Raw genomic sequence first — 26,273 nt, 5'->3', positions numbered from 1 at the left:
CAGAGGTAATCGATCGACGCCCGCAAACCTTCGATAGTCCGGACAGCCGCACAGTCCGGCCCATCAGAAGGAGAGCACCATGACCGACCATGCCACCATCGCCCGCAACTATATCGAGCTCTGGAACGAGCGGATGCCGAGCCGGCGGCGCGAGATGCTGAGCGAGAACTGGACCGCCGATGCGCGCTACATCGATCCGCTGATGAGCGGCGACGGCCATGACGGCGTCGACGCGCTGATCGCCGGCGTGCAGCAGAAGTTTCCGGATTTCACCTTCAAGCTGATCGGCGAGCCGAACGGCTTCGGCGACCACGTCCGCTTCTCCTGGGGCCTCGGGCCCGACGGGGTCGACAGCCCGATCAAGGGCACCGATTTCGCCACGCTGAAGGAGGGCCGGATCCGGAGCATCACCGGCTTCCTCGACCAGGTGCCCGGCGCCTGAGGCGATTTCCCCGATGGTCGTCATTCCGGGGCTCGCGAAGCGAGAGCCCGGAATCCATCAGGCCGCGGGTTTCGTGGTGAAATGGATTCCGGGCTGGACGCTGCGCGTCGCCCCGGAATGAGGAAGGGATAGGGACGCTCCGCTGGATACCCGAGCCGCCGCCGCTTCCACCCCCGCAATCCCGCTGCTAGTCTTCCCGAAACACAGGGAGGACGCCATGAAGGCAGATTTCGCCTTCAAGACTTCTGTCGTCAGCGACATCACGCCGGCGCTGCTGGCGATCGGCCGCGACAGCTTTCCGCAGGCCCTGATCGCCGCACTGCGCCGCGTCGCCGGTGTCGGTCACTGCATGGTGTTCTCGTTCACGGGCCCACGGTCCGCCGCGTGCCTGCTCGACGTCGGCAACATCCCGACCGGGCGCGAGCTCGGAATCGCCTATTCGGAACATTTCCATCAGGCCGACCCGAACCGCGATGCGGTGTTCGAGGGCAAGGCGCAGGCCGTGCCGATCATGCTACCGACCTTCGCCCGACGGATGTACAGCGACGGCTACCGCAAGATCTTCTTCGACGATTCCGGCATCGTCGACAAGTTCGCCTCGGCGATCTGGACCGGCGACACCTGCTTCTACATCAATTTCTATCAGATCACCGCGCAAGGCCGCTTCAGCCGCGCGCAGATCGCGCGCCTCGCCGCAGTCGCACCCGCGTTGACCGCAGCGGTGGCGCGGCACTTCCAGCGCGAGCCGGCGACGGATGCCGACCCGATCGCGCGGCTGAAGAGCCTGTTTGCGACCACTGAGCCGCTCGCCCGGCTGACCGGCCGTGAGAAGGAGGTCTGCCTCGGCATCCTTTCGGGCCTCAGCTCGGAAGCGATCGCCGCCGAGCTCGGCATCGGGCTGCACTCCGCCCTCACCTATCGCAAGCGCGCCTATGACAAGCTCGGCATCTCCTCGCAGAATGAGCTGTTCGCGATCGCACTGCGCCTGATGGCGTCGGCACGCCAGCTGAATTGAGCCGCGCTGAACGGGCGCTTGCGTCTGTCCCTAACGGTAGGGACAGACCGGCGGAGCCCCCCGACCTATGCTCGGTTGGAAACCTGAGGTTATGCCGTGAGCACCGCTCCCCATTTCGACATCGACGTCGCCGCTTTCTGGCAGGATCCCTATCCGACGCTGGCGCGCATGCGCAAGGAAGCGCCGATCGCCTTCGTTCCGCAGCTCGGCAGCACGCTGCTCTGCAACCGCGACGACATCTTCGTCTCCGAGAAGCAGATCGACGTGTTCTCGTCGCATCAGCCCGAGGGGCTGATGAACAAGCTCATGGGCCACAACATGATGCGCAAGGACGGCGATGCGCACATGAACGAGCGCAAGGCGATCTTCCCGGCGGTCTCGCCGAAGACCGTGCGCTCGCACTGGACCGCGCAATTCGCACGCCACGCAGAGCGCATCCTCGACGAGCTGAAGCCGGACGGCGTGGTCGATTTCGTGCAGGCCTTCGCGTTGCCGTTCTCGGCCGAATGCCTGAAATCGATCACCGGGCTCACCAACATGCGCTTCCAGGACATGAACGCGTGGTCGCAGGGCATGATCGACGGCATCGCCAACTACACCGGCGATCCCGCGATCGAGGCGCGCTGCCATGCCGCGACCTCGGGCATCGACGCCGCCATCGACGACATGGTGCCGGTGTTGCGCAAGACACCCGACCTCAGCCTGCTCGGCGTGCTGCTGCAGACCGACATGCCGATGGAGAGCGTGCGCGCCAACATCAAGCTCGCGATCTCGGGGGGCCAGAACGAGCCGCGCGATGCCATCGCCGGCACGGTGTGGGCGCTGCTGACCCACCCGGAGCAGCTGGCGCTGGCCGTGAGCGGAGCGGTCCCGTGGTTGCAGGTGTTCGAGGAATATGCGCGCTGGATCTCGCCGATCGGCATGTCGCCGCGGCGGATCGCAAAGCCCTGGACGATCAGGGACGTCGCATTCGAGACCAACGAGCGCGTGTTCCTGATGTTCGGCTCGGCGAACCGCGACGAGAAGCATTTCGACAGGCCTGACGCGTTCGATGTGCGCCGCGACGCCAGCAAGAGCATCGCCTTCGGCGCCGGCCCGCATTTCTGCGCCGGCGCCTGGGCCTCGCGCGCCATGGTCGCCGACGTCGCGCTTCCCGCGATCTTCAGTAGGCTGCCGAATCTGCGTCTGATCGCCGACAAGCCGCCGCGGATCGGCGGCTGGGCGTTCCGCGGCCTGCTGGATTTGCCGGTGACGTGGGACCGGTAGTCCACAACGCGCGTCCGCCCTTGCGACGGGTCCATGTAAGCACAGACACATCGAGACACGAAAAGATCGCCTGCCGAGGCTTGCCAGCCCCACGCGAACGCGGCCTTGACGGCCGAATACGCGTCCTGTTGCGTTGCGACACCATGCCGCCGCAACCAGTCGGACGACTGTAATCAAACTGTCACGAATCCATTTCAATCCGCCGTTATTGATGAAACTGCAGTCATTTGAGTGGTCACAAGGGATTTCAGATGAACCCGAATACCAACGGTAGCAGTCACGATACTGCCTTCCACCATGAAGCCTCCGAACAGGATTCCGAGGAAGGCGGCGGCATCAACAAGACGGTCGCGGTCGTCGCGGTGGTGGCTGTTGGTGCTGCCGTGTTCGAGGCTGCCCTGCTCCCGGGACTTGCGCTTGGCGTTGCCGCCGTCGCGGCGCCGAAATACCTGCCGAAGCTCGCCGGCGCCCTCAATCCGCTGTTCAAATCCACCGTTCGCGGCACCTACAAGTTCGCACAGAAGTCGCGCGAGATGTTTGCCGAGGCGCAAGAACAGGTGAACGATATCGTCGCGGAAGTGAAGGCCGAAAACCAGGCGCAGGACGCCAAGGCGACCGACAGCCACAGCCGGACTTCGTCTGCGGCCTGAACCGCGTCCGATGGGCAGATGCAGCGCGGCGAGGCCACGCCGACAAGCGACCTTGCGACACCAGCGCGGCGCGCAATCATGTGTCACGGCATCATTCGCGTCCCCGCGCCGGCGTCGGAACGCTGTTAGAGGAATGCGATGACCAAGATGAAGCTGCAGATTGCGCATCAGGTGCCCGGCCGGATACGCATGAAGGTTCCATCGGCGAAGGAAAACCCCGAGCTTCTCGAACAGATCAAGCAGACCTTCAGCGTCATCCCCGGCATCGAGGAAGTGACGATCAACCCGACGACGGGGAGCGTCGTGTTGCACTACGACACCGACCGGCATGATGAATTTCATGGTCGCCTGGAGCATCACACCGGCGGTCACTACAAGCCGCCGACCAACGAGATCGACGCGCTGGCAAACAAGATAGAACAGGAAGCCCAGTACCTCGCCGAGCACTCGCACACGGCGAAGGTGATCGTGGACTTCTTCCGGGACTTCGACCACGGCATCAAGGTTGCCAGCGGCAATGTGATCGATCTGAAGATCGTGCTGGCGGCTGGCATCGCCGGCTTCACCGTGTTCGAGGTTGGCGCCACTGCGGCGACGCCGGTTTGGGTCACGCTGGCCGTGTTTGCACTCAACCACATGATACAGGCCAACATGGCCTCCGCGGAGCAGGCGGAGCCGGCACGCGCGATGGCCTGACCCGCCAGGGGTGAGAGTGCAACGTCATGGATTTCAGTTTCTGCCATTCCATGCCAGGGCGCATTCGTCTGAGCATCCCCGCGCTCGGGCAGAACCGCAAGCTGGGCGAGCTCTGCCTTGGATGGCTGCGGGCGCAGGACGGCATCAGGACCGCACGGATCAACTACGAATGCGCCAGCCTCGTGCTGGAATACGATCCGGCCCACGAACAACGGCTGCTCGCGCTGCTGAACGGCTTCAAGGCCATGAGCCTCACCGACGTCAAGGCGCTCTGCGTCGGCGCCGCGCAGGACGCGGGCGCGCCGCGCGCCAGCGTGCCGGAAGTCTCCAAGCGCTCGCCGCTGACGTTGCCGACGCTGTCGCTGTTCATGGCCTTCAGCGCCAATCCGGTGATCACGGCGATCAACATGCCGCTGATGCTGTGGAACGCGATCCCGATCGCCAAGCGCGCCTGGAAGGTCTGGGCGAACGAGAGCCGGCTCAACATCGACGTGCTCGACACGCTCGCGATCAGCGCATCGGTGGTCCAGGGCAACCCGCTGGCCGGCTGCATCGTCACCTGGCTGATCAAGCTCGGCGACTGGATCCGCGACCTGACCGCGGCGGGCTCGCGGCGGGCGATCAACGAGCTGCTCGAATTCCAGTCGAAGACCGCCTGGCTGCTGCGCGACGGCGAGGTGGTGTCGATCCCCGCTGCCGAGCTCAAGAACGGCGACATCGTCGTGGTGTATCCCGGCGAGATGATTCCGGTCGACGGCGAGATCATCGACGGCTCCGCCACCATCGACCAGAAGACGATCACCGGCGAGGGCCTGCCGGTGCATCGCGGCAAGGGCGAAGCCGCCTTCGCCGCCACGGTGATCCGCGAGGGCCAGATCACGCTGCGTGCGCTGCGCGTCGGCACCGCGACCACCGCCGGGCAGATCGTGCGGCTGATCGAATCCGCACCGATCGGCGACACCCGGATGCAGAACCATGCCGAGCGCTTCGCCGACCGGCTCGTGACCCCGACCCTGGCGCTCGCCACCGGCACCGCCATGGTCTCGGGCGACTTCAACCGCTTCCTGTCGCTTGTGATCGTCGACTACGGCACCGGCATCCGCGTCGCCGCCCCGACCTCGGTGCTGTCCTCGATGACGCTGGCGGCCCGCACCGGCATGATCATCAAGAGCGGCGGCCACATGGAGAAGCTTGCCGGGATCGACACCATGGTGTTCGACAAGACCGGCACCCTCACCCACGGCACGCCTGCCGTCATCGACGTGATCTCCTACCAGAACTCGATCACGCCGAACCATTTGCTCGGGCTCGCCGCCGCCGCCGAGACCAAGCTGCAGCATCCGGTCGCCGAAGCGCTGCGCACCCGGGCCCGGCAGCTCGCGGTGAACATCCCGCCCTGCAACGAGACCACCTACCGCCTCGGCCTCGGCGTCGAGGGCCAGGTCAACGGCTACTATGTCCATGTCGGCAACCAGCGCTTCATGCGCCAGAGCGAGATCGCGGTCGACGCCTCGGCCTTCGATCGCGCTGCGCTCGACGAGCGCGGCTATTCGAGCCTCTATATCGCCGTGGACGGCAAGCTCGCGGGCCTCGTGCCGTATTCCGACGAGATCCGCGCGGAGAGCCGATCGGTGATCGAGCGGTTGCATGCGCTGGGCGTCAAGAACAGCATCATGCTGACCGGCGACAATGCGGTGGTGGCGCGCGCCGTCTGCAAGAATCTCGGGCTCACCGAGCACTTCGCGGACATGCTGCCGGCCGACAAGGCCGATGTCATCCAGCAGCTGCAACGCCAGGGACGCAGGGTCGCCATGGTCGGCGACGGCATCAACGATTCTCCCGCGCTCAGCTTCGCCGACGTCGGCATCGCGATGAAGCACGGTGCCGAGGTCACGCACGAATCCGCCGACGTCATCCTGATGGAAGATTCGCTCTGGAAGCTGGTCAAGGCGATCGAGATTTCGCAAGGCGCCGTCAGCCTGATCAAGCAGAACTACGCCATCGTCGCCGCGCTCAATACGCTGGCGCTCGGGCTTGCCCTGCCGGGCGGCCTGATCACGCCCGAGGTGACCGCGCTGATCAGCAACGGCTCGGCGATACTCGCGAGCTTCAACGGCATACGGCCAATCCTGCGCTATCAATGAGCCAGGATCTCACCCAGCTCCTTGTCCTTCCTCCCGGCGATCACGCCGCACTGCAAGCCGCCGTCAAGACGCTGGAGAGTTCCAATCTCGCGGCAAGGATCGCCGATTATGCCGGCGTTCCGGTCAACCGCGTCCTCAACCTGCTGCCGAAGGCCGCCAACCGCCAGCTCAGCGGGCTGGTGCGAACGGCTGTCATGAAGGGGCTGGAGGTTGCCGTCGACACGCTCGACGAGAAACCGCCGCCCGCACCGGCGGTGACCTTCTCGTCGTTCCTCGCCGGGGTGACCGGAGGCGTCAGCGGCCTGCTCGGCTTCGGCGCGCTCGCGGTCGAGCTTCCTCTGACCACGACCTTGATGCTGCGCGCGATTGCCGAGATCGCGCGGCACCAGGGTGAGGACCTCTCCAGCATCGAGGCGAGGCTCGCCTGTCTCGAAGTCTTCGCCTATGGCACCAAGCGAACCGACGGGAGTGTCGACGTCGGCTACTACGCCGCCCGCGCGCTGATCAGCAAATACACCAGCGACGCGGCCGCCTATATCCTGGAGCGCGGCGCGGTGGATGCCTCCGCCCCGGTGATCTCCAATCTGGTCAGCGAGATCGTCTCCCGCTTCGGGCTGGTGGTCTCGGACAAGGCCGCGGCCGGCGCGGTGCCGATCATCGGCGCGGCATTCGGCGCGACCGTCAACGTGATCTTCATGGACCATTTCCAGAAGATCGCGAAAGGGCACTTCACGGTGCGCCGGCTGGAACGCCTCCATGGCAGCGCCGGGGTTCGGCAACATTATGCGGCGATCGCAGCGCGGCTTGCACCGCGCCGCGGCGTTGCGACGGCATGAGGCGAATTGGACATCGGCGCCGTGCTTCCGCCTGAGGACACCAGATTGCGCGATCTCCGTCGCATGCGGGCCCTCGCCACGGCCCTGCTCGTGTTCATGCTGCTGGTTTTTGTGGCGACCTCGATGGCGCAACCGCACTGGCCGTGGCTGGCCTATCCGCGCGCATTCGCGGAAGCCGGCATGATCGGCGCCTGCGCCGATTGGTTCGCGGTCGTCGCGCTGTTTCGTCATCCGCTCGGCATCCCTATCCCGCACACCGCGATCGTGCCGCAGAGCAAGCAGCGCATTGCGGTCGCGCTCGGCCGCTTCATCGCCAACAACTTCCTGTCGCCCCGCGTGGTCGGCGATCGCATCCGCGACGTCGACATCGCCGGCTGGACGGCACACTGGATCGAGCGGCCGTCGCACGCCCGCAGCGCGGCACAGCGCACGGTCTCGGCGGTCCACCAGGCCCTGCAGGCGACGCCGAGCGCCGACCTCAACAGCTTTCTGACGCGCCGCACCCGGCAGGGCATCGCGGCGGTTCCGGTGGCGCCGCTCGCCTCGCGGGTGCTGGCGCTGTTGTGGGCGCATGGCGATGCGCAGGCCCTCGTCGAGCGCATGATCACATCGGCGAGCACGGCGCTCGCCAACAACAGGGAAACCATCCGCAGGAAGGTCTCGCAGCGCTCCTACCGGTTCGTGCCGAAATGGGTCGACGGCATAGTGGCCGACCGCGTCATCTCCGGCATCGGTCAGACGCTCGACGAGATGCGCGAGCCGAACCATCCCTGGCGGATCGAGCTCAAGGCCGAGATCGAACGCCTGATCGACCGGCTCGCCACCGATCCCGACTACCTCGCCAAAGGCGAGGAACTGAAGCAGCAGATGCTCGACAACCCGGCCGTGATCCGCCAGATCGACGCGATGTGGCAGGCGATCGAGGCGCGGCTGAGCTCTGCGGCGACCTCGGCCGCGATCGCGGACGCGATCGAAACCGCCCTGATCTCGATTGCCGCGCGGGTCCGCGACGATGCCGAGATGCGCGACCGCATCAACCGCTGGCTTCGCGTCGCAGCGCTGCGGGCCGTTGCATCGCGCCGCCAGGAGATCGCGACCTTCATCCGCAAGGTGGTCGAGAACTGGGACACCGAGACGCTGATCATGCGGATCGAATTGCAGGTCGGGCGCGACCTGCAATTCATCCGGATCAACGGAACCGTCGTCGGAGGGCTGGTCGGCCTGCTGATCTTCTCGGTCTCGCGCTGGCTGTAGCGCGTCCGTTCGCGCTCAGGGAAAACGAATGCGCAGCAGCGGCAATCGCTGGAGCTTGTCGAGCAGGCGCACCATCTGGCCGGCAACCAGGCTGAGGCAGCCGAGGATGAAGTGACGGCGGGTCAAGCCGCGCTCGCGATCCACGAATTCCAGGCGCTGGAGACGCGGTTCGGGAGCAGCGTGCGTACGCAGGGCCGGAAGCGTCGTCATGGGCATCAGCCGATCGGAAGCCGGATTTCCGGCGCGGTGGTCATCTGCTCGATTGTCTTGTCGAACGACAGGCAGTCCGGATTTTCGCCCGGCATCCGGCGCAGCGTCTCGACCAGCTGCTCCTGCTCCAACAGGAACGAGCGACCGTCGCGCAGGCGGGCATAGGCGGCCCAGGGAACGAATTTGGTGAACGGAAACGGAAAACCCTCGCGCGGCGACACATCGATGTTGAGGCCGGACACGAACAGCACGTTCTTGGTCTGAAACGCCGGCTCGCGCAAAATGCTCCGATAGGTGCGATCGAACTCGGCCTGGGTGACGAAGCGGGCGGCATCCAATGCGGGATGCGGCGAGGTCACCAGCGCCGGCATGACAGGCGCGAGCGCCGCCTCGAGCATGTCATGGCCCTCGGGACCTTCGACTTGTGCACGCCGGAAGTGAAACAGATCGGGCGACAGCGCCGTGCCGATCGGCGCAGGTGTCTCACCAAAGCAGGCCTCGCCGAGCCGTTCGCGGATCGCTGGACTGACGCCAAAGACCTTCGACGTGCTCAGCACGGTCAGCGGCTGGCGCGGCGTCTCGACCATGCGGTCGAGCCGCAGAAAGACGCCTTCGCTGCGGCTGTCGTCGAGATACTGATTGTCGATCCGGAACACCGGCTCGCCATCGAGCCGGCCGCATTGCACCTGCTTGCAGGCATGCGCGTATTCGTCCTCGTACCAGCGCAGCACGCCGCAGAGCTTGCCGCAGCAGTCGCCGAACCTGCAGCCGTCGGTGCGGTGGCGCTGATAGACCCCAAAGCGGCCATCATCGGGATCGTAACCGACATGACTGGCCTGAATCAGCAACAAATCCTCGCCGTGATGGGCAAAAGGTCCGTGGCGGTTGATCGCGACCTTGCCGCCGACCCGCCCGTGATCGAACGGAAAGGTTCCGAAATGCTGGGCCAGCAGCATGACCGGATAGCCTTGACTCTCGTCCGAGCAGAAGGCGCGTGACGGCAGCATGTGCTGCCGCTCAAAGCCGAGCGACCGGCAATAATTGTAAAGCCGCGGCACGAAATGGCCGTAGCGCATCGCAAAACCGCCGACCCGGAAGGTTTCAATCATGCTCTGCCTGAGCGGCCAGATCTATGCAGATTGCACATGCGGGGACAAATGCCCCACTTCCCGTACCGGAACGGTAGATACCGTTGTTGACGGTTATGTGAATGCAGACGGCAGCGATGATCCGGACGAGACAGCCGGGTGGCGCGCTCAGCGCCCCCAGCGCAGCACGACCGGGTCGAGCGTGCGCGCGATCTCGATCAGGCCGGCGCGCGTCGCCGGATGCAGCGGCTGCAGCGGATGCCGCACCGCGTCCGACTTGATGACGCCGCCCTCGCGCATCAGCACCTTGCAGGCCTGCAGCCCGCATTGCCGGTTCTCGTAGTTGATCAGCGGCAGCCAGCGCGCATAGGCCTGCACGGCCTCGTCGCGGCGGCCGGCGAAGAACGGATCCATGATCTGGCGGATGCCGTCGGGATAACCGCCGCCGGTCATCGCACCGGTGGCGCCGGCATCGAGATCGGTCATCAGCGTGATCGCCTCCTCGCCATCCCACGGTCCCTCGATCACGCTGCCGCCCTTCTCGATCAGGCCGCGCAGCTTGTTTGCGGCCATCGGCACCTCGATCTTGAAGTACCTGACATTGGCGAGCTCCTTTGCCATCCGCGCCAGGAAGTCCACCGAGAGCGGCGTGCCCGCGACCGGCGCGTCCTGGATCATGATCGGGATGTTGATGGCGTCAGACACCACCCGATAGAACTCGTAGATGGCCGGCTCGCCGACGCGGAAGGTCGCGCCGTGATAAGGCGGCATGATCATCACCATCGCGGCGCCCGCGGCCTCCGCGTCGCGGCTGCGCGCGGCGCACACCGCCGAGGAGAAATGCGTCGTGGTGACGATCACCGGAATGCGGCCCGCGACGTGCTCGAGCACCGCATGCATCACGGTCTCGCGCTCGGCATCGGCCAGCACGAACTGTTCCGAGAAATTGGCGAGGATGCAGATGCCGTGCGAGCCGGCATCGATCATGAAATCGATGCAGCGCCGCTGGCCGTCGAGGTCGAGGTTGCCGCCAGCGTCGAAGATGGTCGGCGCCACCGGGAACACGCCGCGATAGGGACGCTGTGCCGAAATCGTCATGTCAAATCCTCCCTGATGATCTGTCGCAGCTTGATCCGTCACACCTTGCGGAACGGCAGCGGCGGACCGTCGAGCCTGCGCAGGCCCGGCTCGCGCCGCTCCAGCCACCACCCATACTGCTTCGGCCAGGACGCGAACACCTCGCCGCCTCCGCCGCCAAGCGCAAGCTCGGCATGCAGCGGCCAGTTCGGATCGAACAGCGCTTCGCGGCCGATCGCAACCAGATCGGCCTGACCGTTGGCGAGCACGTCTTCCGCCTGCTGCGGATGCAGGATGAGGCCGACCGCGATAGTGGCGACCTCGGCGGCGCGGCGGATTTCGTCCGCATACGGCACCTGGAAGCCATAGCCGCGCGGAATCCGCGCCGCGGTCGCCGAGCCGAGCAGGCCGCCCGACGAGCAATCGATCAGATCGGCGCCGCGCGCCTTGGCTTCGCGCGCGAATGCGACCTGATCCTCGATGGTCAGGCCGCCATCGACACCGTCGACCGAGGAGATGCGCACCGCCAGCGGCCGCTCGGCGGGCCAGGCGGCGCGCACGGTCTCGATGATCTCGAGCGGATAGCGCATCCGCCCGGCGCGGTCGCCGCCATAGGCGTCGCTGCGGCTGTTCGACAAGGGCGAGAGGAATTCGTGCAGCAGATAGCCGTGCGCGCAATGTACTTCGACGAATTCGAAACCGGCCTCCACCGCGCGCAAGGTGGCGCGGCGCCATTGCTCGCGCAGCGCTGTGAGCTCGGCGACATCGAGCGCATGCGGCATCAGCCAGCCTTCCTCCATCGGGATCGCGCTCGGCGCCACGGGGCGCCACGGCAGATCGCCGCGGGCGCGGTCGGCCGCGTCGAGCGCGGCATTGCCGTACCAGGGACGCTGCATGCTGGCCTTGCGGCCGGCATGCGCGAGCTGGATCGATGGCACCGCGCCGTTGTCCTTCAGGAAGGCGGCGATGCGTTCGAGCGGCGCGATCTGCTCGTCGTTCCAGATTCCCACGTCGCCATGGGTGATGCGGCCCTCGGCGGTGACCGCCGCGGCCTCGACCATCACGAGCCCGGCGCCGCCTTGGGCGAATTTACCAAGATGAACAAGATGCCAGTCATTGGCGAGGCCGTCGGTTGCCGAATACTGGCACATCGGTGAAATCAGGATGCGGTTTCGAGAGGTCACGCCGCGAAGCGTGATCGGCTGAAACAGAAGCGGCTGCGACATCGGGTCCTGCGGGAAACTGGTGGCGGGAGAAATGGTGGCCGGAAGCTAGGCGGCGCGCGGGCTGATCGCAAGCCGCGCCGCAGCGCAGGCGGCAAGCCCAGCGCGCATGCAGCGCGTCCACAGCGGCGCGATCGGCAAAACCCGCAACATCTGCTGAATCAATTTTTCCCCGTTGGTAAACATTTTCCGTCGTCGCCATGCCACCGTTCGCAATTCGCGCCTGATATGCCTACATTGCCGACATGAAAAAAATCGGATTCCTCTCGTTCGGGCACTGGACGCCCTCCCCGCAATCCCAGGCCCGCTCGGCCGCGGATGTGCTGCTGCAATCCATCGACCTTGCGGTCGCCGCCGAAGAGCTCGGCGCTGACGGCGCGTATTTTCGCGTGCATCACTTCGCGCGCCAGCTGGCCTCGCCGTTCCCGCTGCTGGCGGCGGTCGGCGCCAAGACCAGCCGGATCGAAATCGGCACCGCCGTGATCGACATGCGCTACGAAAATCCGCTCTACATGATCGAGGACGCCGGCGCGGCCGACCTGATCGCGAGGGGACGCCTGCAACTCGGCATCAGCCGCGGCTCGCCCGAGCAGGTGATCGATGGCTGGCGCTATTTCGGCTATCAGCCTGGTGAAGGCGAGACCGACGCCGACATGGGCCGGCGTCATGCTGAGATCTTCCTCGATATGCTGCGCGGACAAGGTTTCGCGCAGCCGAATCCGCGGCCGATGTTTCCCAACCCGCCCGGCATGCTGCGGCTCGAGCCGCACTCGGAAGGCCTGCGCGAGCGGATCTGGTGGGGCGCCGGTTCGAACGCCACCGCGGTCTGGGCGGCGAAGCTCGGGATGAACCTGCAAAGTTCGACGCTGAAGAGCGACGAGACCGGAGAGGCCTTCCATATCCAGCAGGCCGCGCAGATCCGGGCCTACCGCGCCGCCTGGAAGGAGGCCGGCCACACCCGCGCGCCGCGGGTCTCGGTCAGCCGCAGCATCTTCGCACTGGTCGACGATCGCGACCGCGCCTATTTCGGCAACGCCCAGGAGGAAGACCAGATCGGCTTCATCGACGAGCGGACCCGCGCGATCTTCGGCCGCGGCTACGCGGCCGAGCCGGACAAGCTGATCGAGCAACTCAAGACGGACGAGGCGCTCGCGGAGGCCGACACCTTGCTGCTGACCGTCCCTAATCAACTCGGCGTCGCCTATAACGCGCATGTGATCGAAAGCATTTTGACTCACGTCGCGCCCGCCATGGGATGGCGCTGATCGCCACCGGAGGATGATGCAACCTCGGCCATTGCCGGTCGCTCGCGGGTTCCAGCGGAACTCCGTTCTCAAACGCGGAGAACTACGGAAACATAACTGCGTGTTGTGAGAAGAACAGGTCGAGTACAGTGCGTCCGGCGCGCACGTTGCGTGAACAGACCGCCGTAATAGCACGGGATCATCGCGCGAGACCCGTTTGTGGGTTGCCCAGGTTGATCTGGAATCAACGCGCTCGCGGATGCGAGCTGAAGAGGGTCATCGCGCGGGCTTGGAAGGACGCACAGGTCTCGGCGCATAAAAAGGGTTAACCAGGCAGGTTGCCGGATTCCCCACGGCGCTGGCCTGGCACTGCCTCATCGACGCGAAGATGCAATCCATTCGTTCGCCGATCAGTTCACCGTACACATGCATGCAGACGGGATAGCGAGGATCATACATTTGTGCCGATGCCGGCTTCGTCATGCAAAGCGCGCCCAGCGCGAACAGCAGCGCTCCAAGCAACCTCACGTCAAGTCTCCCGCTATGGCACCAAAATGTATTGTCTCGCCGACAGGACCGTCGCGCACAAGCCTTGGGACTGACCTTGGGGCTGGAGCGGGCGAAGGGAATCGAACCCTCGTATGCAGCTTGGGAAGCTGCCGTTCTACCATTGAACTACGCCCGCGATCTCAATTGCTTGAGGCCGCGCCTTAACGGTGCGACCGGCGGACCATAGCCCGGGCCGAGGCAGAGGATCAAGCGTGCATTGACACCGGTCGCGGCGCCGCCCCCCGCTACCAGCGCATCCTCACGAGCACGTCATTGATCACAAAGGGCACAGCGGCGGATGCGTCGCAGCTTCCGTCGCGCGCATAAATGCAGGCTTCGCTGAAGCCGACGCGGGCACAGCTTTGCCGCGAAAAATCCGGCGGCAGATCGCCGGCGGCCTCCGGCCGCGCAAGGATGCGATTGAAGGCCGGCCTGGTCGCCCGCAGCAGCAGTGGCGGCAGGATCATCTCGGCGAGCGGATCGGCGGGCTGCAGCGCGTAGAGCGGCGCCTCGCCGACCAGTCGTTCGCGCCCCGGCAACTGCTGGAAACGAACGTCGTAAAGCGCAAGGCCGCACATCTGCGGATCGCTGCGCAGTTCAGCCGCGAGCCGCGCCGCGCCGACGCCGCGCGTCCAGTACTCGCGCATCTCTTCGCTGGTGCCGGCCAGCGCCACGGACAGCAGCACCCAGCCGCCGAGAACGATCGGCAAGGCCCAGCGGCGCAACGTAACCTTCGTGCGCAGCCATCGGACCCAATCGGCCGAGCCCAGCGCCGCGACGATGGTGAACAGCGCCACCGAGAGGAAGATGAAGCGGTATTCCTTGTGCGCGATCAGGCTGTGGAAGACGAGGTTGACCAGCGCCGCGGCCAGCAGCAGCGGTGCGTGCCGCCAGCCGCGCCAGATCGCAGCGAGCGGCAGCAGGATCGCCACCGACCACACGGTCAGGAAATCGAAGAGATAGGCCGACGGCGGCGACACGCCGAATTCGATGGCGCGATCGTGGACGAGGTTTTCCCTGATATTGGCGACCAGCCAGGCGAACGGCAGGGTGCCATGGGCAAGGTCGATCGCGGCGGCGAGCAGCAGCGCAACCAGCCCGCCGGCGACCAGCGGAACCAAGTTTCGCCAGCGCGTCCAGCACGCCCCGACGGCCAGCACGGCGATCGCCGGCGCAAACTGGAAGCGGCAGACAAAGGCGAAGGCGAGCAAGGCGCCGCCGATCGCGAGACGCCGCGGCGACGGACCGTCGGTGATCAGCAGCGCCGCCGGAACGATCAGCGCTGTCGCCAGCGGCTCGCCCAACGTGTGTGGCGCGAGCATAATCAGTTCGAACCAGACCGCCGCGGCGAAGGCCGTGACGACGGCATGGGTCCGCGACACCCGGGCGCCAAACAACCACGCGCTGACCACGATCGACAGCGAGCCGCATGCGGCGATCAGACGCGGCACCAGGAACGCACCTGCGCCGGCAGGCGCAATCGCATCGCCGAGAGCAACCGGCCCCGCCATCAATGTCGGTAGGAACCAGCCGCGAATGCCCTCGCGCCATTCCCACGTCAAAATGCCGTCATGGCCGAGCATCCGCCACGCCGGCTCGAGATACTGATAGGTCTCGTCGGGATAAATCACGTTGGGCCAGACAGCGGCCGCAAGGCGCAGGACCGCCGCCAGCAGCAGCAACGCGAAGAGCGGGTGAACACGCCCGCGCGCAGCCCCGGCCACGCCTGCGCTGCCGGCCGCGGCTTTGGCGCTCGTGACCGTCATCGTTCCGCCGATCGTCTTCTGGAGCAGCATGCCGACGACCAGATAGCGGGCAAAGCCTTTAAGATGCGTGACTGGAGGATACGTGACTGAACGTTGACGGGGTCACACAGCGTCGGCCGCGACATGCTTAACTAAACGTGAAGATTCCGGATGCGGCGGACCGCGGCGATGTTATGATCGCATCTGGGGGTTGGTGGCGTCATGGCGGGGCGTGGGTACACCATTTTCGACACGGCAATCGGCCGATACGGCATCGCTTGGGGCGAAGCCGGCGTCGCCGGTGTCCAGCTTCCCGAGATCCGCGAAATCGAAACCCGCAAGCGGCTGTTCCAGCTCTATCCCGATGCACGCGAGATGCGGGCTCCCGAGGAGATCGAGATCGCGATCGAGGGCATCGCCGCGATCCTGCGCGGCGGCAATGCCGATCTCACCGGCGTTGCGCTCGACATCAGCGGCATCCCAGCCTTCAACCAGCGCGTCTACCAGGCAGTCCGCGGCATTCCCCGCGGCGAAACCCGGACCTATGACGAGGTCGCCCGCGGCTTGCGCGCGTCCGGCGCAGTCTATTCGGTGGCGCAGGCGCTCGGCCGCAATCCCTTCATGATCATCGTGCCCTGCCATCGCGTGCTCGAAGCCGGCCATTATGCCGACCGGATCTCGCCGAACGGCGGCAGCGTTTCCAAGCGGCGGCTGCTTTCGATCGAAGGCGCCCAGCCGACCGCCAGCACGACCCTCTTCGACGTGCTGCTGCCGGTTGCGCGACCACGACCGCAAGCCTAAATCTCGGGGTATGACCCGGACCACGCTGTTGCAGCGCGATCGCATCACGGTGAATGAGTTTCGCTGCACGGCGGAGCCCGGCGACAAGCCGTTCGTGGAGCAGTTCGACTGCCATTCGGTGTCCTATGTGCGCAGCGGCAGCTTCGGCTGCCATTGCCGCGGCCGCTTCCACGAGCTGGTGGCCGGCTCGATCCTGGTCGGCCATCCCGGCGACGAGTACACCTGCACGCACGACCATGTGGTCGGCGACGAGTGCCTGTCGTTCTTCCTCGACCCGGAGCTCGTCGAGACGATCGGCGACCGCACCTCGGTCTGGCAGGTCGGCGCGGTGCCGCCGCTGCCGGAATTGATGGTGATCGGCGAGCTCGCCCAGACGGCGGCAGCTGGCAACAGCGACGTCGGCCTCGACGAGATCGGCCACTTGCTCGCCAGCCGCCTTGTCGAGCTGGTGTCCGATCGCAAGGCAAAGCCGCTCACCGCCGGCTTGCGCGACCGCCGCCGCGCCGTCGAGGCCGCGCTGTGGATCGACGCCAATTCGCACCATCGGATCGATCTCGACGATGCCGCCGGGCAGGCCGGCTTGAGCACTTTCCATTTCCTGCGGCTGTTCTCCGCGGTGCTCGGCGTCACCCCGCATCAATATCTCGTGCGCTCGCGGCTGCGCCATGCGGCGCGGCGGCTGGTGGACGACGACAGCCCCGTCACCGCCATCGCCTATGACGTCGGCTTCGGTGATCTCTCGAATTTCGTACGCAGCTTCCACCGCGCCGCCGGTGTCTCGCCGCTCAAATTCCGCCAAACCTCCCGCGGCGACCGCAAGATTCTCCAAGAACGCCTTGCGCTGCAATAGCTAGGTTCTGCCGGTCCGCGCGTCGCTCGACGCGCTCAGTGACTGGAGACCCCATCATGTACGACCACATCGGATTGCGCGTCGCCGACCTCGACGCCAGCGTGCGCTTCTACACCGCAGTCCTCACGCCGCTCGGCTTCGTGCTGTGCTCGCGCGATGACAGCGGCGCGGGCTTCGGCCCGAAGGGCGAGCCCGCGCTCTGGCTGCATCTGCACAAGGGCCGTGCGCAAGGCGGCGCGCACATCGCGTTCCGCGCCCCGAGCCACGACGCGATCAAGACATTCCACAGCGAGGGCCTGAAGGCCGGCGGCAAGGACAACGGTGCGGCCGGCCATCGCAAGGACTACAGCCCGACCTACTACGCGGCATTCCTGCTCGACCCCGACGGCAACAATGTCGAGGCGGTGCGCACGTAAGCGAACGCAGTTATCTCCGCCGTCATTGCGAGCGGAGCGAAGCAATCCACCTTACCCCTTGCTGCGGCATGGATTGCTTCGTCGCTTCGCTCCTCGCAATGACGACACATCTGAAACTAACAAGGACTTAACGATGGCTTCCATTCACAAGGACATCCCGATCGACGCGCCGGCCGACCAGGTCTGGGACGCACTGCGCGATTTCGGCGCGCTGCATACGCGGCTGGTGCCGGGCTTCGTGACCGACACCAAGCTCGACGGCGACGTGCGCATCGTCAGCTTTGCCAACGGCACCATGGCGCGCGAGACACTGGTCGATTGCGACGACAAGCGTCGGCGGCTGGTCTATGCGATCACCAGCGAGCGGCTGAAGCAGCATTCCGCCTCAGTGCAGGTGCTCGCGGAAGGCGACGCGTGCTGCCGGGTGCTGTGGATCGCCGACGTGCTGCCGCACGAGATCGCGCCCTACATGGACGCGCAGATGGACCTCGGCGCGGCGGCGATGCAGGCGGCGCAGGCCAAATCGGCCAGGGAGAAGAACGCGGCGTGACCTTTCCGGTCGCGTGGCCTACGAAAGCGCCGGCTGCACGTCCGCAACCGGTGCGGACTTGCCCCAGCGCGTCAGGATCACGCTGAGGCACGAGAGCACGCCGAGCACACCCATCGACGCGGCGGCGAGTGCGAAGAAGTTCTGCGCGCTCGCCTCATGGGTCGACAGCCACCAGCCGCCGGCGCCGATGAAGATCAGCCGCGCGGTCTGCGCCAACACCGGACCCAGCACCTTCGCAGCCCCTTGCGAGGAGAAATACATCGACATCGCAAGGCCGATGAAGGCGTACATCGGCGCGGCGGTCGACAGATATTGATGGCTGGTCGCCCGCACATGCGGGTCATTGGTGAACAGATTGACCCAGAGATCCGGGAAGATGGCGATGAAGCTGCCGACCACGCCGACCGCAAGGAACGATACCGTGCCCGCAGTCCAGGCGATGCGCCGCGCCCGCGCGACGCGCTCGGCGCCGACGGCCATGCCGATCATCGGCACCGAGGCGATGCCGACCGCGAACGCGACCGAGGTCAGCATGAATTCGAGCCGCGCGCCGATGCCGTAGCCGGCAAGCACCGCGGTGCCGAACTGCGCCAGCATGTGGGTGAAGATCGAGATCGTCAGAACCGATTGCAGCGGCGAGAAGCAGGACACCGCGCCGACCCTGAGGATGTCGATGAACATCGCCCATTGCACGCGCAACCCCTTGAGCTTCGGTTTCACGCGGGCGCGGCCCGAGAACAGATACCAGCCCATCACGCTGATGCTGATCGAATAGGCGATCAGCGAGCCGGCTGCGACGCCGCGCATGCCGAATTGCGGCACCGGCCCGAGGCCGAGCCCGAGCGTGCCGCCGAGGATGATCTGGCACACCGCCGAGGACAGGATCATGGTCGACGGCAGCTTCATGTTGCCGGTGCCGCGCAGGATGCCGGCCATCGTGTTCATCAGCCAGGGCAGGATCGCGCCACCGAAGAACACTTGCGAATAGGCGATCGCATTCGCCAGCACATTGCCGCGGCCGCCGAGCAATTCAAGCAGGCGCGGACCGAAGATCAGCATGCCCAGCATGAAGGTGGCACCAAACGTCAATCCGATCAGCAGTGCATGCATGGCGAGCGTCGAGGCGCGCTCGATCTCGCCGGCGCCGAGCGCACGCGCGATCGCGGATGCGACGCCGCCGCCCATCGCGCCACCCGACATCGTCATGGTCAGGATCACGCAGGGAAACACCAGCGCCATCGCCGCGAGCGACTCGACGCCGAGCCGGCCGATATAGGAGGTCTCCGCGATGACGACGCAGGTGCCGGCGGACAGCGCGATCACGTTCGGCCAAGCCAGCCACAACAGCGTGCGCAAGATCGGCCCGTCGAGCAGCGCGTTGCGCGCCGGCCTCGTCACCGGCGGCGGCAGCGGCCGCTCGTGTTCGTCGACAGGCATTTCGGCGAGGCCGAGATCGGACATTTCTACTCCCACGCGCGATCTTCGGGAGCCGCGCCATGGTGTTTCCCTACCATGGCGAACGCGGATTCCACGTGCGCGGGACGCAAGGGGGGCCTGCGTGATTGCAGGTGAACCTCTGGCCTAGCCGATCGACCAGACGAACGGCGCGCCGGCGGCGCCATTCGGCTTCAGATGCACCGGAATATGCCGTCCGCAGCCGGCCGCCAGCCCTTCGAACAGGCCTGTCAGGACGCTGGCGCAGGCCGGATGATAATCAACCACGTCGGCCATCAGCTTCCAGCCCTGCTGGCGGATCTCGAACTGGCCCTCGGACTCGCTGGCCTCAGCGATGTCATCCTGCGACTCGAACAGAGTGCGCAGGAATGCGGCAAATTCCGTGGCACGGCCACGGCGGCCGCCGAGCGCCTGCGCGACCTCGTCGAAATACTGCATGCCAATCAGCTTGCCGGTGAGATGCAGCAGATAGCTCGCGTCCTCGGGGCCGAACACCTGCACGATGACGGGCGCGGCGGTCTTCACATATTCCATCGCGTAGTTGCGATAGGCCTTTTCCAGCCGCGGCTTCGGCCAGCTGCCGACCGGCAACGCCGGCGCGGTCTTCGGGTCGAACAGCGGCGCCTCGAGGTGGCGCGCGAACACCAGGCGCTGGTCGAGCTCGAGCGGATGATCGTACTCGCAGTAATAGCCCTCGAGCCCGTCCTGCCCATCGACGCTCTGCTTGGTGCAGACGAAGCCGAGCCTGAGATCACCGAGCGCGACGCCGTTGTTGGCGTGCCAGCCGCGCAGCATCGCGCGCGAGACCTCGCCGGGCACGCCGCAGATCGCGGTGCCCTTCCAGATCCAGCGCGGCGGCGGGTAGCGGATCCAGGCCTTGCGGTCGCTCTCGACCATGTATTCGACATGCACGCCGCCGATCCAGTTGGAGAGATAGTGATACTGCGCGGCCGCGACCGCGGGCGGCAGGCCGTCGAGGCCGAGCTTCTTCAAGCCGGGCAGGAAGCGCTCCTGCTGCTGGCGGCGAAACACGCGGAAGACGAATTCGGCAGCGTCGGCGGTGCCGCGCCGCGTCACCACGGTGAGGATCAGCCCGGTGAAGAAGGCGTGATAGAGGTCGGCGACGCTGCGCCAGTTCCGCCACTGGGTTTCTTGTGCGCTTTCGCCTGCAGTCATCTTGGCTCCCTGGCTCTTGTTGGCGAGGTCGAACTCGCATGCGCAATCGTAGCCCGGATGCAGCGAAGCGCAATCCGGGGCAACTCAATCTGCGTATGCCGTCCCGGATTTCGCGAGGGCTTCATCCGGGCTGCGGAATTACACACGCGAAGATGCTTGGAGAGCGTCAAGCCCAGCGCTCCGACGAACGACGATTACCGCTAGAGATATTCCCCTTGCTCGAAACGCGGTGGCCCGATTTCGTTCTCCGGCACCTCGTCCGACTGAAAGATGAGTTCAGCGCCTTGTTCGGTCTTCAACATGGTATCAAGATCAGGCGCGATGAACGGCGCATCCGCGTCGAGGAACAGCGATCCGCTCTCGACCAGATAGGTCGCGACGCCAGCAGCTCCCTTGCCATGCACCAGCAATTGGCCGCCGCCATTGTCGCCATAGGGCATTGCGCCCGGGATCACGGTCGACACGCCATAGGCTTGGTCCATTGCCATCACCTGTTCGGGGCCCCACAGGCGGAGCTCGCCCTTGCGGTGCCAAAGCAGCACGACGCCGGTCATCTGCCCGACCAGCTCGATGTAGCCTGCCGGAATGTCCGGATATATCTGCCGAAGGCGCGCGATATCAGCGGCCCGCGCGGGCGGGCCATAGGAATGGATCTGGAAGGCCGGACTCAATTCCATCAGCGTTTCCATCGGCGCCGGTGACCAACGACGGTGACGACGGACCTCCGCTACACGCGAAAATGCTTGGAGAGCTTGAGGCCCTGCGCCTGGTAGTTGGAGCCGATGCGCTGGCCGTAGAGCGCGTCGGGGCGCTCGAGCATGCGCTCATAGACGAGGCGGCCGACGATCTGGCCATGCTCGAGGATGAACGGCACCTCGCGCGAGCGCACTTCCAGCACGGCGCGCGCGCCCTTGCCGCCGGCGCCGGCATAGCCGAAGCCGGGATCGAAGAAGCCGGCATAGTGGACGCGGAATTCGCCGACCAAGGGATCGAACGGCACCATCTCCGCCGCGTAGTCCGGCGGCACCTGCACGGCCTCTTTCGACGCCAGGATGTAGAACTCGCCGGGATCGAGGATCAGGCTGCCATCGGGCCGCGCCTTGATCGGCTCCCAGAACTCGTCGACCGCATAGCCGCCGCGGCGATCGACATCGACGACGCCGGTGTGGCGCTTGGCGCGATAGCCGACGAAGCCGCCGGAGTTCTCGCCGGAGAGATCGACCGAGAGCGCGACGCCATGGGTGAGGTCGGCATCGTCGGCATCGACCAGCCGCTCGGCAGCATGCAGCGCGTCGAGCTCGTCGGCGGAAAGGGTCGCCTCGCCGATCCGGAAGCGGACCTGGCTGAGCCGCGAGCCCTCGCGCAGCAGCACCGGAAAGGTCTTCGGCGAGATCTCGGCATAGAGCGGGCCGTGATAGCCGGCGCCGATCATGTCGAAGCGACGGGTGCCGTCGGCGATTACGCGGGTGAAAACGTCGAGCCGTCCGGTCGAGCTCTTCGGGTTGGCCGCGGCCACGATCTCCGGCGGCAGCGCCAGGCTCTCCAGCAGCGGAACGATGTAGACGCAATTGGTCTCCAGCACCGCGCCGTCGGACAGATCGATCTCGTGCAGCTTGAGCTGATCGATCCGCTCCGCGACGGTGGCATCGGGCCCGGGCAGGAAGCTGGCGCGGACCCGGTAGGCGATGTCGCCGAGGCGCAGGTCGAGGCTCGCCGGCTGGATCTGGCTCTCGACGAAGTCGTAGGCGGGCAGGATGAGGCCGGCCTCCGCCATCTCCGCGATCATGCGGTCGGGCAGGATTCCGTTGGATTCATCTTCCAGCGTGAACGACACGATGCGGTCCCTCGAGATGGCCCGAAATCAATACTCTGAACGGCCACCAAGCCCCAATATATGGGCTTTTAGGGGTTATCCGATGACCGTCTTGACGGAAAGGGCGCGAGGGAATATCAGCTGCACTTATCCCGTGGTGATTTGAGCCGGCCGGCTTGCAGCCACGTTAAATAAGTCGCTAAACAGGCCGGGGACAGTGTGATCCCGGCTTGTGGAGGTTGCTCCAGGCCGGTTTTTTTGTGGCCAGTTTCCAAGGGAAATGGCCACTTCGGAGGTCACATGTCTGAATCTGAAGGTACCGCCCGCTTTCGTCCCGAAACCCGCCTGGTCCATGGCGGCACGCTGCGCTCGCAGTTCGGGGAGACGTCGGAAGGGCTGTTTCTCACCCAGGGCTACGTCTACGACAGCGCCGAGCAATGCGAGGCGCGTTTCAAGGGCCAGGACCCCGGCTTCATCTACTCGCGCTATTCCAATCCGACCATTGCGATGTTCGAGCGCCGCATGATCGAGCTCGAGGGCGCCGAAGCCGCCCGCTCGACCGCGACCGGCATGGCTGCGGTGACCACCGCGATCCTGGCGCCGCTGAAGGCCGGCGATCATGTGGTGGCCTCAAAAGCCCTGTTCGGCTCCTGTCTCTACGTGGTGCAGGACCTGTTGCCGCGCTACGGCATCGAGACGACGCTGGTCGACGGCCTCGATCTCGACCAGTGGCAGCGCGCGTTGCGGCCGAACACCAAGACCTTTTTCCTGGAGAGCCCGACCAACCCGACGCTCGACGTGCTCGACATCGGCGCGATCGCCAAGATCGCGCATAGCGGCGGCGCCCGGCTGATCGTCGACAACGTGTTCGCGACCCCGATCTGGCAGAGCCCGCTGTCGCTCGGCGCCGACGTCGTGGTCTATTCCGCGACCAAGCATATCGACGGCCAGGGCCGCTGCCTCGGCGGCATCATCCTGTCGTCGGAAGCCTTCATCGCCGAGCACATCCACAATTTCATGCGCCAGACCGGTCCGTCGCTGTCGCCGTTCAACGCCTGGGTGCTGCTGAAGGGACTGGAGACGCTCGGCGTCCGCGTCCGCGCCCAGACCGAGAACGCGGCCAAGATCGCCGAGGCACTGGCCAGGCATCCGAAGATCACGCGGCTGGTTTATCCCGGCCGCGCCGATCATCCGCAGGCCGCGACCGTGAAGAAGCAGATGGGCGCCGGCTCGACGCTGGTCGGCTTCGAGGTGAAGGACGGCAAGGCCGGCGCGTTCCGCTGTCTCAACGCGCTGAAGATCTCGCGCATCTCCAACAATCTCGGTGACGCCAAGAGCCTGGTCACGCATCCCGCGACCACGACGCATCAGCGCCTGGCGCCGGAGGCCCGCGCCGAACTCGGCATCAGCGAAGGTTTCATTCGCTTCTCGGCCGGGCTAGAGCATCCCGACGACCTGATCGAGGATTTCGAGCGGGCGCTGGAGCAGGTCTGAGGCTGGCGCTAAAGCATGATGAGGATAGGTTGAATTGGAGCGGCGTCGGAGATTCACCTCTCCCTTGGGAGAGGTAAACCGACCCGAGCGCAAGCCGATTCAAGCTAACTTCTTCCCGCTTTACGTCGCCGCTGTCGTCACGCCGCCGTCGACCACGATGGTCTGGCCGGTCATGAAGGTCGAGGCATCGGAAGCGAGATAGGCCACTGCGCCCGCGATCTCGTCGGGCTCGCCGATGCGGCGGAGCGGCGTCGAGGCGGTGCGGCGCTTCAGATTATCCGGATCCTCCCACAGCGCGCGGGCGAAGTCGGTCTTCACGAGGCCCGGCGCCACGCAATTGACGCGCACGCCCTTCGGCCCCCATTCGCCGGCGAGGCTGCGGCACAGCGCGAAGTCCGCCGCCTTGGAGATGCCGTAGGCGCCGATCACCGTCGAACCCCGAAGTCCGCCGATCGAGGAGATGATGACGACCGAGCCTTTGCCGCGCTCGGCCATCTGCGGGATCGCCAATGCTGACAGCCAGATGTTGCTCTTGACGTTCGAGCCCATGATCTTGTCGAAGGCTTCATCCGTGATGTCGAGCAGCGGACCGTAATAGGGATTCACCGCGGCGTTGCAGACCAGGATGTCGATCTTGCCGTAGTGCTTGATCGTGCCCGAGACCAGCCCTTCGACCTCGTTGCGGCGCGCGATGTTGCAGGGGATGACGAGCGCATCGCCGCCGGCCTTCTTGATGCCGTCGGCGACCTCCTGGCAGGCGTCCGCCTTGCGTGAGGAGATCACGACCTTGGCGCCGAGTTTTGCCAACAGCTCCGCCGAGGAGCGGCCGATGCCGCGGCTCGAGCCGGTGACGACCGCGACCTGGCCGGTGAGATCGAACGGGGTGTTTTTCATTGTTGTTTCCTCCCGGATGGGCCGTCATTCCGGGGCGCGACGCAGTCGCGAACCCGGAATCCATCAGGCCGCATCATTGGTGGTGAAATGGATTCCGGGCTCGCCGCTTCGCGGCGCCCCGGAATGACGAGTTACGCCAGCAGCCCGCCGCCCTCGCTGACGCGACGGAGGTGGTAGTCGGTGTCGCCGAGCGTGTTCTCGATCATGGTCAGCCGCTTGAAGTAGTGGCCGATCTTGGCTTCCATGGTCATGCCGATGCCGCCATGAAGCTGGATCGACTGCTGGCCGACGAACTTCAGGGATTTGCCGACCTGCACCTTGGCGGCCGCGACCGCGGACGAACGCTCCTTGGCATCGGTGAAGTCCGACGCCATGGTCGCGAACATCGACATGCTGCGGGCCTGCTCCAGCGCCACGAACATGTCGGCGGCACGGTGCTGCAGGCTCTGGAACGAGCCGATCGCAACGCCGAACTGCTTGCGGGTCTTGATGTACTCGACGGTCTCCTTCAGCGACTCGTCCATCGCGCCGACGGCTTCCGCGCACAGCGCAATGCGGGCTTCGTCCGCCACGCGCTCGATCAGCGGCAGGCCGTTGTCGGGATCGCCGATCGCAGCATCCGCGCCGACCTCGACATTGGTGAAGGTGATGTCGGCCGCGTGCAGGCCGTCCTGGGTCGGATAGCCCTTTTTGGTGACGCCCTTGGCATCAGCCGGAACCAGGAACACGCCGATGCCGGACTTGTCGCGCTGGCCACCCTTGGTACGCGCGGTCACGATCAAGGTGTCGGCGTTCTCGCCGTTCAGCACGACGAACTTCTCGCCGTCGATCACCCAACCGTCGCCCTTCTTCTTCGCCGTGGTCACGACGTCGAACAGGTCGTAGCGCGAGTTCTTCTCGAGCTGGGCGAAGCCGAAGGTCTTGCTGCCGTCGATGATGCCGGGAATGTACCTGGCCTTCTGCTCGGCCGAGCCGCCATGGCGCAGGAAGCCGCCGGCGACCACGACGGTGGCGAGATAGGGCTCGACCACCAGTGACCTGCCGAGCGCTTCCATGACGATCATGGTCTCGACCGCGCCAGCGCCGAAGCCGCCGTCGGTCTCCGCGAAGGGCAGACCAAGCAGGCCCTGCTCGGCGAGCTTGCCCCAGAGCGCTTTGCTCCAGCCGCCCTTCTCCTTCATGTACTTCTTGCGCGCATCGAAGTCGTAGGCATCCGCCAGCAACCCGTCGACGCTTTCCTTGAGAAGCCGCTGCTCCTCGGACAGATCAAAATCCATGTTCGTTTCCTTAAACTGAAAGTCGTTACCGAAACCGGGACCTCTTCACCTCGCCCCGCTTGCGGGGAGAGGTCGGATCGCGAAGCGATCCGGGTGAGGGGGTATAGG

General features: G+C 65.7%; 26 protein-coding genes, 1 tRNA gene and 1 riboswitch. Of the genes, 14 read left to right on the top strand and 13 right to left on the bottom strand.

The annotated features are described in order from the left end of the window. Nucleotides 1-79: 79 nt before the first annotated feature. The 8 genes from AKN83_RS08695 (at nucleotide 80) to AKN83_RS08660 (ending at nucleotide 8,303) form a co-directional block, all read left to right on the top strand. Nucleotides 80-442, top strand: a complete 363-nt coding sequence (locus AKN83_RS08695) for a nuclear transport factor 2 family protein (RefSeq protein ID WP_050406282.1) — start codon at nucleotides 80-82, stop codon at nucleotides 440-442. A 217-nt stretch (nucleotides 443-659) separates the two neighbouring features. After that, complete coding sequence (locus AKN83_RS08690; RefSeq protein WP_050406281.1) at nucleotides 660-1,457, top strand: helix-turn-helix transcriptional regulator; 798 nt, start codon at nucleotides 660-662, stop codon at nucleotides 1,455-1,457. Nucleotides 1,458-1,553: 96 nt separating this feature from the next. After that, on the top strand, nucleotides 1,554-2,723 hold the full coding sequence (locus tag AKN83_RS08685; protein ID WP_050406280.1) for a cytochrome P450: 1,170 nt from the start codon (nucleotides 1,554-1,556) through the stop codon (nucleotides 2,721-2,723). A gap of 251 nt (nucleotides 2,724-2,974) precedes the next feature. Further along, nucleotides 2,975-3,373, top strand: a complete 399-nt coding sequence (locus AKN83_RS08680; protein WP_050406279.1) for a DUF5132 domain-containing protein — start codon at nucleotides 2,975-2,977, stop codon at nucleotides 3,371-3,373. Nucleotides 3,374-3,511: 138 nt separating this feature from the next. Then, a complete protein-coding gene (locus AKN83_RS08675) occupies nucleotides 3,512-4,069 on the top strand; it encodes an HMA2 domain-containing protein (protein WP_050406278.1) in 558 nt (185 codons plus the stop codon). A gap of 26 nt (nucleotides 4,070-4,095) precedes the next feature. Then, nucleotides 4,096-6,213, top strand: a complete 2,118-nt coding sequence (locus AKN83_RS08670) for a heavy metal translocating P-type ATPase (protein ID WP_063695267.1) — start codon at nucleotides 4,096-4,098, stop codon at nucleotides 6,211-6,213. Then, nucleotides 6,210-7,049, top strand: a complete 840-nt coding sequence (locus AKN83_RS08665) for an EcsC family protein (RefSeq protein WP_050406277.1) — start codon at nucleotides 6,210-6,212, stop codon at nucleotides 7,047-7,049. Before AKN83_RS08670 ends, AKN83_RS08665 begins: the two co-directional genes overlap by 4 nt. A gap of 45 nt (nucleotides 7,050-7,094) precedes the next feature. Beyond that, a complete protein-coding gene (locus AKN83_RS08660; RefSeq protein WP_157113278.1) occupies nucleotides 7,095-8,303 on the top strand; it encodes a DUF445 domain-containing protein in 1,209 nt (402 codons plus the stop codon). Nucleotides 8,304-8,318: 15 nt separating this feature from the next. On the opposite strand, the gene AKN83_RS08655 is transcribed toward AKN83_RS08660, so the two are convergent. The 4 genes from AKN83_RS08655 to AKN83_RS08640 form a co-directional block, all read right to left on the bottom strand. Continuing rightward, nucleotides 8,319-8,513 carry a hypothetical protein gene (locus tag AKN83_RS08655; protein ID WP_157113277.1) on the bottom strand — a complete coding sequence of 65 codons (195 nt, stop codon included), beginning with the start codon at nucleotides 8,511-8,513 and terminating at the stop codon, nucleotides 8,319-8,321. 5 nt (nucleotides 8,514-8,518) lie between these two features. Further along, entirely contained in the window at nucleotides 8,519-9,622 is a 1,104-nt protein-coding gene (locus AKN83_RS08650; RefSeq protein WP_050406274.1) for a hypothetical protein, read from the bottom strand. A gap of 147 nt (nucleotides 9,623-9,769) precedes the next feature. Then, nucleotides 9,770-10,699, bottom strand: a complete 930-nt coding sequence (locus AKN83_RS08645; protein ID WP_050406273.1) for a dihydrodipicolinate synthase family protein — start codon at nucleotides 10,697-10,699, stop codon at nucleotides 9,770-9,772. A gap of 38 nt (nucleotides 10,700-10,737) precedes the next feature. Continuing rightward, a complete protein-coding gene (locus AKN83_RS08640) occupies nucleotides 10,738-11,904 on the bottom strand; it encodes an NADH:flavin oxidoreductase/NADH oxidase (RefSeq protein ID WP_050406272.1) in 1,167 nt (388 codons plus the stop codon). Between the two features lie 242 nt (nucleotides 11,905-12,146). Between AKN83_RS08640 and AKN83_RS08635 the strand changes: the two genes are divergently transcribed. Further along, nucleotides 12,147-13,166 (top strand): LLM class flavin-dependent oxidoreductase, encoded by a 1,020-nt coding sequence (locus AKN83_RS08635; RefSeq protein ID WP_050406271.1) that lies wholly within the window; start codon nucleotides 12,147-12,149, stop codon nucleotides 13,164-13,166. Nucleotides 13,167-13,421: 255 nt separating this feature from the next. On the opposite strand, the gene AKN83_RS38180 is transcribed toward AKN83_RS08635, so the two are convergent. The 3 genes from AKN83_RS38180 to AKN83_RS08625 all read right to left on the bottom strand — a co-directional run bounded on the left by AKN83_RS38180 (nucleotide 13,422) and on the right by AKN83_RS08625 (nucleotide 15,490). After that, complete coding sequence (locus tag AKN83_RS38180; RefSeq protein ID WP_083991991.1) at nucleotides 13,422-13,673, bottom strand: DUF3551 domain-containing protein; 252 nt, start codon at nucleotides 13,671-13,673, stop codon at nucleotides 13,422-13,424. 83 nt (nucleotides 13,674-13,756) lie between these two features. Further along, nucleotides 13,757-13,830: transfer RNA gene (locus tag AKN83_RS08630), tRNA-Gly, on the bottom strand. Between the two features lie 109 nt (nucleotides 13,831-13,939). After that, nucleotides 13,940-15,490, bottom strand: coding sequence for a glycosyltransferase family protein (locus AKN83_RS08625; protein WP_050406270.1), 1,551 nt, complete (start codon nucleotides 15,488-15,490; stop codon nucleotides 13,940-13,942). A gap of 171 nt (nucleotides 15,491-15,661) precedes the next feature. On the opposite strand from AKN83_RS08625, the gene AKN83_RS08620 reads away from it, so the two are divergent. The 4 genes from AKN83_RS08620 to AKN83_RS08605 all read left to right on the top strand — a co-directional run bounded on the left by AKN83_RS08620 (nucleotide 15,662) and on the right by AKN83_RS08605 (nucleotide 18,056). Next, on the top strand, nucleotides 15,662-16,240 hold the full coding sequence (locus AKN83_RS08620) for a methylated-DNA--[protein]-cysteine S-methyltransferase (RefSeq protein WP_050406269.1): 579 nt from the start codon (nucleotides 15,662-15,664) through the stop codon (nucleotides 16,238-16,240). A 10-nt stretch (nucleotides 16,241-16,250) separates the two neighbouring features. After that, nucleotides 16,251-17,090, top strand: coding sequence for a helix-turn-helix transcriptional regulator (locus tag AKN83_RS08615; RefSeq protein ID WP_050406268.1), 840 nt, complete (start codon nucleotides 16,251-16,253; stop codon nucleotides 17,088-17,090). A 56-nt stretch (nucleotides 17,091-17,146) separates the two neighbouring features. Next, nucleotides 17,147-17,506 carry a VOC family protein gene (locus AKN83_RS08610; protein ID WP_050406267.1) on the top strand — a complete coding sequence of 120 codons (360 nt, stop codon included), beginning with the start codon at nucleotides 17,147-17,149 and terminating at the stop codon, nucleotides 17,504-17,506. A 133-nt stretch (nucleotides 17,507-17,639) separates the two neighbouring features. Next, a complete protein-coding gene (locus tag AKN83_RS08605; RefSeq protein ID WP_050406266.1) occupies nucleotides 17,640-18,056 on the top strand; it encodes an SRPBCC family protein in 417 nt (138 codons plus the stop codon). An 18-nt stretch (nucleotides 18,057-18,074) separates the two neighbouring features. On the opposite strand, the gene AKN83_RS08600 is transcribed toward AKN83_RS08605, so the two are convergent. From AKN83_RS08600 to AKN83_RS08585, 4 genes are all read right to left on the bottom strand, one after another. After that, nucleotides 18,075-19,517 (bottom strand): MATE family efflux transporter, encoded by a 1,443-nt coding sequence (locus AKN83_RS08600; protein ID WP_050406265.1) that lies wholly within the window; start codon nucleotides 19,515-19,517, stop codon nucleotides 18,075-18,077. 120 nt (nucleotides 19,518-19,637) lie between these two features. After that, nucleotides 19,638-20,687 (bottom strand): hypothetical protein, encoded by a 1,050-nt coding sequence (locus tag AKN83_RS08595; protein ID WP_050406264.1) that lies wholly within the window; start codon nucleotides 20,685-20,687, stop codon nucleotides 19,638-19,640. Nucleotides 20,688-20,887: 200 nt separating this feature from the next. Further along, nucleotides 20,888-21,364 carry a hypothetical protein gene (locus tag AKN83_RS08590; protein WP_050406263.1) on the bottom strand — a complete coding sequence of 159 codons (477 nt, stop codon included), beginning with the start codon at nucleotides 21,362-21,364 and terminating at the stop codon, nucleotides 20,888-20,890. Between the two features lie 50 nt (nucleotides 21,365-21,414). Next, nucleotides 21,415-22,521, bottom strand: a complete 1,107-nt coding sequence (locus tag AKN83_RS08585) for a 2'-deoxycytidine 5'-triphosphate deaminase (protein WP_050406262.1) — start codon at nucleotides 22,519-22,521, stop codon at nucleotides 21,415-21,417. Nucleotides 22,522-22,644: 123 nt separating this feature from the next. Next, nucleotides 22,645-22,724: riboswitch (SAM riboswitch) on the top strand. Between the two features lie 76 nt (nucleotides 22,725-22,800). Between AKN83_RS08585 and AKN83_RS08580 the strand changes: the two genes are divergently transcribed. Then, a complete protein-coding gene (locus tag AKN83_RS08580) occupies nucleotides 22,801-23,994 on the top strand; it encodes an O-succinylhomoserine sulfhydrylase (RefSeq protein ID WP_050406261.1) in 1,194 nt (397 codons plus the stop codon). A 120-nt stretch (nucleotides 23,995-24,114) separates the two neighbouring features. On the opposite strand, the gene AKN83_RS08575 is transcribed toward AKN83_RS08580, so the two are convergent. Continuing rightward, on the bottom strand, nucleotides 24,115-24,888 hold the full coding sequence (locus AKN83_RS08575) for an SDR family NAD(P)-dependent oxidoreductase (protein ID WP_050406260.1): 774 nt from the start codon (nucleotides 24,886-24,888) through the stop codon (nucleotides 24,115-24,117). Between the two features lie 131 nt (nucleotides 24,889-25,019). Then, on the bottom strand, nucleotides 25,020-26,165 hold the full coding sequence (gene pimD, locus AKN83_RS08570) for a pimeloyl-CoA dehydrogenase small subunit (RefSeq protein WP_050406259.1): 1,146 nt from the start codon (nucleotides 26,163-26,165) through the stop codon (nucleotides 25,020-25,022). Between the last annotated feature and the right edge of the window lie 108 nt (nucleotides 26,166-26,273).

It is taken from the genome of Bradyrhizobium embrapense, from assembly GCF_001189235.2.
GTDB lineage: Bacteria > Pseudomonadota > Alphaproteobacteria > Rhizobiales > Xanthobacteraceae > Bradyrhizobium > Bradyrhizobium embrapense.
The sequence above is the reverse complement of the archived record's forward strand: the minus strand, read 5'-3'. Positions and strand labels throughout refer to the sequence as shown.

Coding starts and splice junctions, on each gene's coding strand:
- AKN83_RS08695 (WP_050406282.1), top strand. CDS start 80: ATGACCGACCATGCCACCATCGCCCGCAACTATATCGAGCTCTGGAAC.
- AKN83_RS08690 (WP_050406281.1), top strand. CDS start 660: ATGAAGGCAGATTTCGCCTTCAAGACTTCTGTCGTCAGCGACATCACG.
- AKN83_RS08680 (WP_050406279.1), top strand. CDS start 2,975: ATGAACCCGAATACCAACGGTAGCAGTCACGATACTGCCTTCCACCAT.
- AKN83_RS08675 (WP_050406278.1), top strand. CDS start 3,512: ATGACCAAGATGAAGCTGCAGATTGCGCATCAGGTGCCCGGCCGGATA.
- AKN83_RS08670 (WP_063695267.1), top strand. CDS start 4,096: ATGGATTTCAGTTTCTGCCATTCCATGCCAGGGCGCATTCGTCTGAGC.
- AKN83_RS08665 (WP_050406277.1), top strand. CDS start 6,210: ATGAGCCAGGATCTCACCCAGCTCCTTGTCCTTCCTCCCGGCGATCAC.
- AKN83_RS08655 (WP_157113277.1), bottom strand. CDS start 8,513: ATGACGACGCTTCCGGCCCTGCGTACGCACGCTGCTCCCGAACCGCGT.
- AKN83_RS08650 (WP_050406274.1), bottom strand. CDS start 9,622: ATGATTGAAACCTTCCGGGTCGGCGGTTTTGCGATGCGCTACGGCCAT.
- AKN83_RS08645 (WP_050406273.1), bottom strand. CDS start 10,699: ATGACGATTTCGGCACAGCGTCCCTATCGCGGCGTGTTCCCGGTGGCG.
- AKN83_RS08640 (WP_050406272.1), bottom strand. CDS start 11,904: ATGTCGCAGCCGCTTCTGTTTCAGCCGATCACGCTTCGCGGCGTGACC.
- AKN83_RS08635 (WP_050406271.1), top strand. CDS start 12,147: ATGAAAAAAATCGGATTCCTCTCGTTCGGGCACTGGACGCCCTCCCCG.
- AKN83_RS08625 (WP_050406270.1), bottom strand. CDS start 15,490: ATGCTGCTCCAGAAGACGATCGGCGGAACGATGACGGTCACGAGCGCC.
- AKN83_RS08620 (WP_050406269.1), top strand. CDS start 15,662: ATGGCGGGGCGTGGGTACACCATTTTCGACACGGCAATCGGCCGATAC.
- AKN83_RS08615 (WP_050406268.1), top strand. CDS start 16,251: ATGACCCGGACCACGCTGTTGCAGCGCGATCGCATCACGGTGAATGAG.
- AKN83_RS08610 (WP_050406267.1), top strand. CDS start 17,147: ATGTACGACCACATCGGATTGCGCGTCGCCGACCTCGACGCCAGCGTG.
- AKN83_RS08605 (WP_050406266.1), top strand. CDS start 17,640: ATGGCTTCCATTCACAAGGACATCCCGATCGACGCGCCGGCCGACCAG.
- AKN83_RS08600 (WP_050406265.1), bottom strand. CDS start 19,517: ATGTCCGATCTCGGCCTCGCCGAAATGCCTGTCGACGAACACGAGCGG.
- AKN83_RS08595 (WP_050406264.1), bottom strand. CDS start 20,687: ATGACTGCAGGCGAAAGCGCACAAGAAACCCAGTGGCGGAACTGGCGC.
- AKN83_RS08590 (WP_050406263.1), bottom strand. CDS start 21,364: ATGGAATTGAGTCCGGCCTTCCAGATCCATTCCTATGGCCCGCCCGCG.
- AKN83_RS08580 (WP_050406261.1), top strand. CDS start 22,801: ATGTCTGAATCTGAAGGTACCGCCCGCTTTCGTCCCGAAACCCGCCTG.
- AKN83_RS08575 (WP_050406260.1), bottom strand. CDS start 24,888: ATGAAAAACACCCCGTTCGATCTCACCGGCCAGGTCGCGGTCGTCACC.
- pimD (WP_050406259.1), bottom strand. CDS start 26,165: ATGGATTTTGATCTGTCCGAGGAGCAGCGGCTTCTCAAGGAAAGCGTC.